Annotated in this window: 6 protein-coding genes; 2 read left to right on the top strand and 4 right to left on the bottom strand. The window is 71.3% G+C overall.

The annotated features are described in order from the left end of the window. Window positions 1-143 precede the first annotated feature (143 nt). The gene (locus tag HQ308_RS17100) at window positions 144-671 is read left to right on the top strand and encodes a DUF1697 domain-containing protein (protein ID WP_222638389.1); all 528 of its coding nucleotides are present in this window, start codon (window positions 144-146) and stop codon (window positions 669-671) included. Beyond that, window positions 671-1,936 (top strand): SLC13 family permease, encoded by a 1,266-nt coding sequence (locus HQ308_RS17095; protein WP_373425278.1) that lies wholly within the window; start codon window positions 671-673, stop codon window positions 1,934-1,936. The genes HQ308_RS17100 and HQ308_RS17095 overlap by 1 nt, the downstream gene beginning before the upstream one ends. A 37-nt stretch (window positions 1,937-1,973) precedes the next feature. On the opposite strand, the gene HQ308_RS17090 is transcribed toward HQ308_RS17095, so the two are convergent. From HQ308_RS17090 to cobC, 4 genes are read right to left on the bottom strand one after another with little or no spacing between them, the layout of a single operon-like run. Beyond that, entirely contained in the window at window positions 1,974-3,086 is a 1,113-nt protein-coding gene (locus HQ308_RS17090; protein ID WP_056445698.1) for a bifunctional RNase H/acid phosphatase, read from the bottom strand. Continuing rightward, window positions 3,083-3,820, bottom strand: coding sequence for a zinc ribbon domain-containing protein (locus HQ308_RS17085; protein ID WP_027505779.1), 738 nt, complete (start codon window positions 3,818-3,820; stop codon window positions 3,083-3,085). The genes HQ308_RS17090 and HQ308_RS17085 overlap by 4 nt, the downstream gene beginning before the upstream one ends. 13 nt (window positions 3,821-3,833) lie before the next feature. Further along, the gene (locus HQ308_RS17080) at window positions 3,834-4,994 is read right to left on the bottom strand and encodes a Nif3-like dinuclear metal center hexameric protein (RefSeq protein ID WP_222647305.1); all 1,161 of its coding nucleotides are present in this window, start codon (window positions 4,992-4,994) and stop codon (window positions 3,834-3,836) included. After that, complete coding sequence (gene cobC / locus HQ308_RS17075; protein WP_222647304.1) at window positions 4,994-6,055, bottom strand: Rv2231c family pyridoxal phosphate-dependent protein CobC; 1,062 nt, start codon at window positions 6,053-6,055, stop codon at window positions 4,994-4,996. Before cobC ends, HQ308_RS17080 begins: the two co-directional genes overlap by 1 nt. Window positions 6,056-6,068: the final 13 nt, after the last annotated feature.

The raw sequence follows: 6,068 nt of genomic DNA, 5'->3' as shown, positions 1-6,068 counted from the left end.
CCCGTCCCACCCCCGCTCCGACCCCCGCGAGTACGTCCGAACCGTCGCTGGGCGAGCCCCGATCACGACAGTTCGGACGTACTCGCGGGGGGTGGGTGTGCCGAGCGGACGGATGGTCGGACCGGGGATCTAGAGTCACGCGCATGACCTTCGTCGTCCTCCTGCGCGGCATCAACGTCGGCGGCATCCGCATCTCCATGGCGGCCCTGCGGTCGTCGCTGGAGGACGCCGGATACACCGCGGTGCGCACCGTTCTCGCGTCGGGCAACGTGGTGCTCACCGCGACGACGCAGGACCCGGCCGTGGTGCGCTCCGACGTGGAGGGCGTCCTGCGGCAGGCCTTCGGCTACGAGGCGTGGGTGGTGGTCGTGACCGTGGAGCAGCTCGCCGAGATCGTCGCCGCCTTCCCGTGGGAGACCGACGAGGCGGTACGCCACCCGTACGTGATCTTCTCGACGGACGGTGTGTCCACCACCGATCTCGCGGCGATCGGCGAGACGGCCGACCCCGTCGTCGAGAGGTCGACACTCGGGCCGCATCACGTCCTGTTCTGGGAGGTCGTGCGCGGTGACACCCTGTCCAGTGTCGTCGGCAAGGCCAGTGCGCGCGCGTCCTACAAGTCGACGACGACCACGCGAAACCTCCGCACGCTGCGCAAGATCCTCGCGTGATCACCGATTCCACCGCGCGGACCGTCGTGGCCGCGCTGCTGGTGGCTGCCGTCCTGGTCTTCGCCATCGCTCGCCCTCGCGGACTCCCCGAGGCCACCATCGCCGTTCCGGCCGCGGCACTGGCGATCCTGCTCGGAGTCGTGTCGACGAGCGACGCACTCGAGGAGACGGCGGAGCTCGCCCCCACGGTGGCGTTCCTCGCGGCGATCCTGGCTCTCGCTCACCTCGCCGACGCGCACGGTGTGTTCACGTGGATCGCGTCCGTCCTGCACGCCCGGTCGCGATCCTCCCCCACGCGGCTCCTGATGCTCGTGTTCGTCACCGCGTCCCTCACCACGGCAGTGCTCAGTCTCGACGCGACGGTCGTCCTGCTCACCCCGGTCGTCATCGCCGCCGCCCGCCGCGCCGGGATGTCGCCACGGCCGGCGTCGTATGCGGTGGCACACCTGTCGAACTCGGCCTCCACGCTGCTGCCGGTCTCGAATCTGACCAACCTGCTGGTGTTCTCGGCCACCGGTCTGTCGTTCCTGCACTTCACCGCGCTGATGGCAGCGCCGTGGGTCGTCGCGATCGCGCTCGAGTACGCGGCGTTCCGTTGGTTGTTCCGCGGCGACCTGCGCGAGGTGGAGAACCCGCCGGACGACGACGGTCCGTCCGTGGCGGCGCCGACGCTCGCCCTCGTCGTGATCGGCTGCGCTCTGGTGGGTTTCGCGATCAGTGGGTCGCTCGGCCTCGAACCGGTGTGGGTGGCCGCGGCGGCCGCGATCGTGCTCGCCGTTCCTGCGCTGCGCCGGTCCGAGACGACTCCCGTCGCGATCGTGCGTGCACTCGATCTGTGGTTCTGCGTGTTCGTCTTCGCGCTCGGAGTGGTGGTCGCGGGGCTCGCCGGGGGTCCGGTGGGCGAGGCCGTCACCGAGATCCTGCCGACGTCGTCCACGCTGCTCGCGCTCCTGACCGTCGCCGCCGTGGCCGCGGTCGCCTCCAACGTGCTCAACAACCTGCCCGCGACGCTGCTGCTGCTCGCCGCGCTGACATCGACGACAGGCGCTGCACCGGTGGGCGCGCTGCTCGCCATGCTGATCGGCGTCAACCTCGGACCCAACCTCACCTACGTCGGGTCGCTCGCGATCATGTTGTGGCGCCGTGTGGCTCGCGCGGAGGGCGAGCCGCCGAGCCTGCGGACGTTCACCGTGGTGGGTCTGGTGACCACACCGATCACCGTGGTCGCGGCGACCGTCGCCCTGTGGCTCGCCCTGCAGGTGTAGTGGTCAGGTCCAGAGGAATGACGTGTCGGTTCCTCCATCAGGCCCAGAGGAACGACGTGTCGTTCACCAGGCGTACGGAGGCCGCGTCGTCGTCGAACCAGTCGACGATGCTGATGGACGCCAGGTCGAGGTGCATCCGGTAGAGGATCGACGGGCCGACGTCCAGGCCGAGCTGCAGGAGCGTCTTGATGGGCGTCACGTGCGAGACCACGACGACGGTCTTCCCCGCGTACTCGGTCGCGATGTGCTCGCGGACCCGGCGCACCCGTTCGAGAACGGCGTCGAAGCTCTCGCCGCCGGGCGGCGCGACGGACGTGTCGCCCATCCACCGCCGATGCAGCTCGGGATCGCGCTCGGTGGCCTCGAGGAAGGTGAGGCCCTCCCACTCGCCGAAGTCCGTCTCCGTCAGATCCTCGACGACGGTGACGGGGACGTCGATCGCGCGGGAGACGGCCGACGCGGTGTCGAACGCCCGGCCCAGCGGTGAGCTCAGGACGACGTCGACGCCGCCCAGCAGTGCGACACGCTGCGCCGCGGCCGCCGCCTGCGCTCGCCCGAGCTCGGTGAGCTCCGGGTTGCCTCGGCCGGAGTACCGACGATCCACCGACAGGGCGGTCTGGCCGTGCCGCAGCAGGATCGTGCGGGTCGCGGCACCCGAGACGGACTGCCAGGCAGGCCGTTCCGACACCGGCGTCGGCGCGCTCGCGACCTCGGCCGCACCGGTGAGCAGCGCGTCCTCACCGTCCATCGCCTGGTTGGCCAGCCGGTCGGCATGCGAGTTCTCGGCACGCGGAATCCACGCGTACTGCACGTCGTCGAACGTGTCCGCGACAGCGGCTGCTCGCGCGCGCAGCGGAATCATGTCCGGGTGCTTGACCTTCCAGCGGCCGGACATCTGCTCGACCACCAGCTTGGAGTCCATCCGCACCGAGACGCGCGAGGCCCCGAGTTCGCGGGCCGCCTCGAGACCGGCGATCAGTCCGCGGTACTCGGCGACGTTGTTCGTCACCACTCCCAGGTGTTCGCGGCGCTCGGCCAACACCGTGGCTCGCGCCGCGTCCCACACGACGGCGCCGTATCCGGCGGGTCCGGGGTTGCCTCGCGATCCCCCGTCGGCCTCCACCAGGACGGAGTCGGGATGGGGACTCACAGACCGGACTCGTTGGTGCGCACCAGGATCGCGTTGCACTCCGAGCACCGCACGACCACGTCGGGCGCGGTGCCGGCGATGCGCGCGATCTCGCCGCGATCCAGCTCGATCCGGCACGCACCGCAGCGCCGACCACGCAGCAGGGCGGCACCGATGCCCGACCTCTCACGCTGCTTCTCGTACATCGCGGACACCTCGGCGGGCAGCTGCGCGGCGAGCTCCTCGCGCTGCGCCGACCGAGTGCGCTCGGCGTTCTCGACGTCGGCGAGCGCGTCGTCGCGTCGACGGGTGGCGTCGACGATCGTGTCCTCGACCTGTGTCAGATTGGCACCGGCGTGCTCGTAGTCGCTCTGCGACGCCTCGCGCTGCTCCATGACCTCGAGCAACTCGTCCTCGAGGATGCCGCGGCGGCGCTCGAGGCTGCCCAGCTCGTGCTGGAGTTCGCTGAGCTGCTTCGCGGGAGCCGCGCCGGAGGCCAGCGCAGCGCGGTCCTTCTCCTCGCGGCGGCGCACGGCGTCGACCTCGCCCTCGAGCTTGCGAATGTCCCGGTCCAGATCGTCGAGCGAGATCTGCACGCCCACGGCTGCGTCCTTGCGGTCGATCCGCTCGCGTTCGAGTGCATCGAGCTCGACCTGCTCGGGAAGAGTGCGTCGACGGTGTGCGAGCTGGGCCAGTTCGGTGTCCATGGCGGCCAGGTCGAGGAGGGAGAGCTGGATCTTCGGGTCGACGTTCACGCGTGTCACGGTACTAGTCCTGCGGGGGACGGACGCCGATGCTCCACGGATCCGTTCTGATCGTCAGTGTCCGGGTGGTCCAGCCGTCGCGATCACCGAACGCGCTGTCCAGCAGGTCGCGCGCCTGGGCGCACCACGGGAACTCCCCCGCCCAGTGCGCGACGTCGATCAGCGCGGGTCCGCCGGCCCGCAGGTGTTCGTCCGCCACGTGGTGTCGCAGGTCGGAGGTCACGTAGGCGTCGACACCCGCTGCGGTGACGGCGCCGAGCATCGAGTCCCCGGATCCACCGCACACAGCCACCCGCCGGATCGTCGCGTCCGGATCGCCGGCGGCGCGCACTCCCCAGGCAGTGGACGGGAGCCGGCTGCCGACGCGGTCGGCGAAGGCGCGCAACGACATCGGCTCGGCCAGCGTCCCGATCCGGCCCAGCCCGCAGTCGGTCGGCAACCCGGCCGTCTCGACGACGTCGAACGCCACTTCCTCGTAGGGGTGCGCCGAGCGCAGCGCGGTGAGAACGGCCGGGCGTGCAGAGCGCGGAGCGACCATCTCGACACGCCGTTCCTCGACCGACTCGACGGTGCCGACGGTGCCGATCGCCGGCCGCGCGTCGTCGACGGGACGGAACTGGCCGTCGCCCACGACGCTCCAGCTGCACTCGCGGTAGTCGCCGATCGACCCGCCGCCCGCGTCGAACATGGCCTGCCGCACAGCGGGGGCGTCGGCCACCGGGACGTACACACCCCACTTGTCGAGGCCCCCGTCCGACTTCTCGTCGAGGGGGCGCAGATCGGTGAGGCCCAGCAGTGTCGCCAGCGCGTCTGACACCCCGGGCTGCGCCGAGTCCGCGTTGGTGTGGGCGGTGAACAGAGCGCACCCCGCCGTGATCAGGCGATGGACCAACGCGCCCTTGGGCGTGTGGGCACCGACCGTGTCCACACCGCGCAGCAGCAGTGGGTGGTGCACCACGAGCAGATCGGCACCGGCGGTGATCGCCTCGTCCACGACGGCGGCCGTGGCGTCGACGGCGAACATCACGGTGGTCACGGAGTTCGCGGGATCGCCGCACACCAGACCGACCGAGTCCCAGCTCTCGGCGAGCCGGGGCGGGTACGCCGCGTCGAGCACGTCGATGATCTCGGCCAGGGTGGGCGCTGCGGTTCCCGTCGATGCCATCACTCGACCCTAGGTGTGCCCATCTCGCGCACCACGTCACCCCACGCGTCGGCGAGTCGGTCGACGGAGTCCGCGCCCCGCACCGCGATCCGCAGGTGATCCGGGCCGAGGCCGGGAAAGGTGTCGCCTCGGCGGACCGCGACGCCGCGGTCCCGCAACGCGGCCCGGATCGCTGCGCCGTTCTCCGCGCGGACGAGCACGAACGACGCCGTCGCCGGTGCCGTCACCTCCACCCCGAGTACGCGGAGCCGTTCGACGAGGTACTGCCGCTCGCGGGCGAGCACGAGCGCGTCGGCGTCCACGGACGCGACGGCGTCGGGTTCGCAGCACGCCTCGATCGCGGCCAGCTGCAGGGTGCCCAGCGGCCAGTGGGGTCGGCCCCGGTTCAGTGTGGCGAGGACGTCCGGCGCTCCGAGCGCGTACCCGCACCGCAGCCCCGCGAGGGCGAACGACTTGGTGAGGCTGCGCAGCACCACCACGTCGGGACGAGACTGCGACGCCAGGGACTCGGGCTCGCCGGGCACGGTGTCGGCGAATGCCTCGTCCACGACGAGCACGCGTCCCTCCGCCCGGAGTGCGAGCACGTCCGCGCGGGGATGGCCGATGGACGTCGGGTTGGTGGGATTGCCCAGCACCACCATGTCGGCGTCGTGCGGAACGGCGGCGTCGACGAGCCGGTACGGCGCGGGCAGGACGACCCGATGCACCGGGACGTCGGCACTGCGCAGGGCGAACTCCGGCTCGGTGAAGGACGGGTGGACGACCGCGGCGAGGCGCGGGCGCAGCCGGGGCAGCATCGCGAATCCTTCGGCCGCTCCGGCGAGCAACAGCACCTCGTCCGGAGATCGACCGTGGCGCAACGCCACTCGGTCGCGAACCCGCCGGTCCTCGGCCTCGGACGGATACGCCGCGAGTCGGTCGACGGCCTCGATCAGTTTGCGCCGCAACCACTCGGGGGGCCGGGACCCACGAACGTTCACCGCGAAGTCGAGCATGCCCGCCTCGACCTCCACGTCGCCGTGGTGGCGAAGCAGCGGATCGATACGGGCGTCGCCTGTCACTCGGGTGACTGTA

This window comes from Rhodococcus sp. BP-241 (assembly GCF_019836145.1).
Lineage (GTDB): Bacteria > Actinomycetota > Actinomycetes > Mycobacteriales > Mycobacteriaceae > Rhodococcoides.
This window is presented reverse-complemented; position numbering and strand designations above follow the sequence as displayed.

What these genes read in the sequence shown, in the direction of transcription:
- HQ308_RS17100 (WP_222638389.1), top strand. Translation starts at nt 144, where the DNA reads ATGACCTTCGTCGTCCTCCTGCGCGGCATCAACGTCGGCGGCATCCGC.
- HQ308_RS17080 (WP_222647305.1), bottom strand. Translation starts at nt 4,994, where the DNA reads ATGGCATCGACGGGAACCGCAGCGCCCACCCTGGCCGAGATCATCGAC.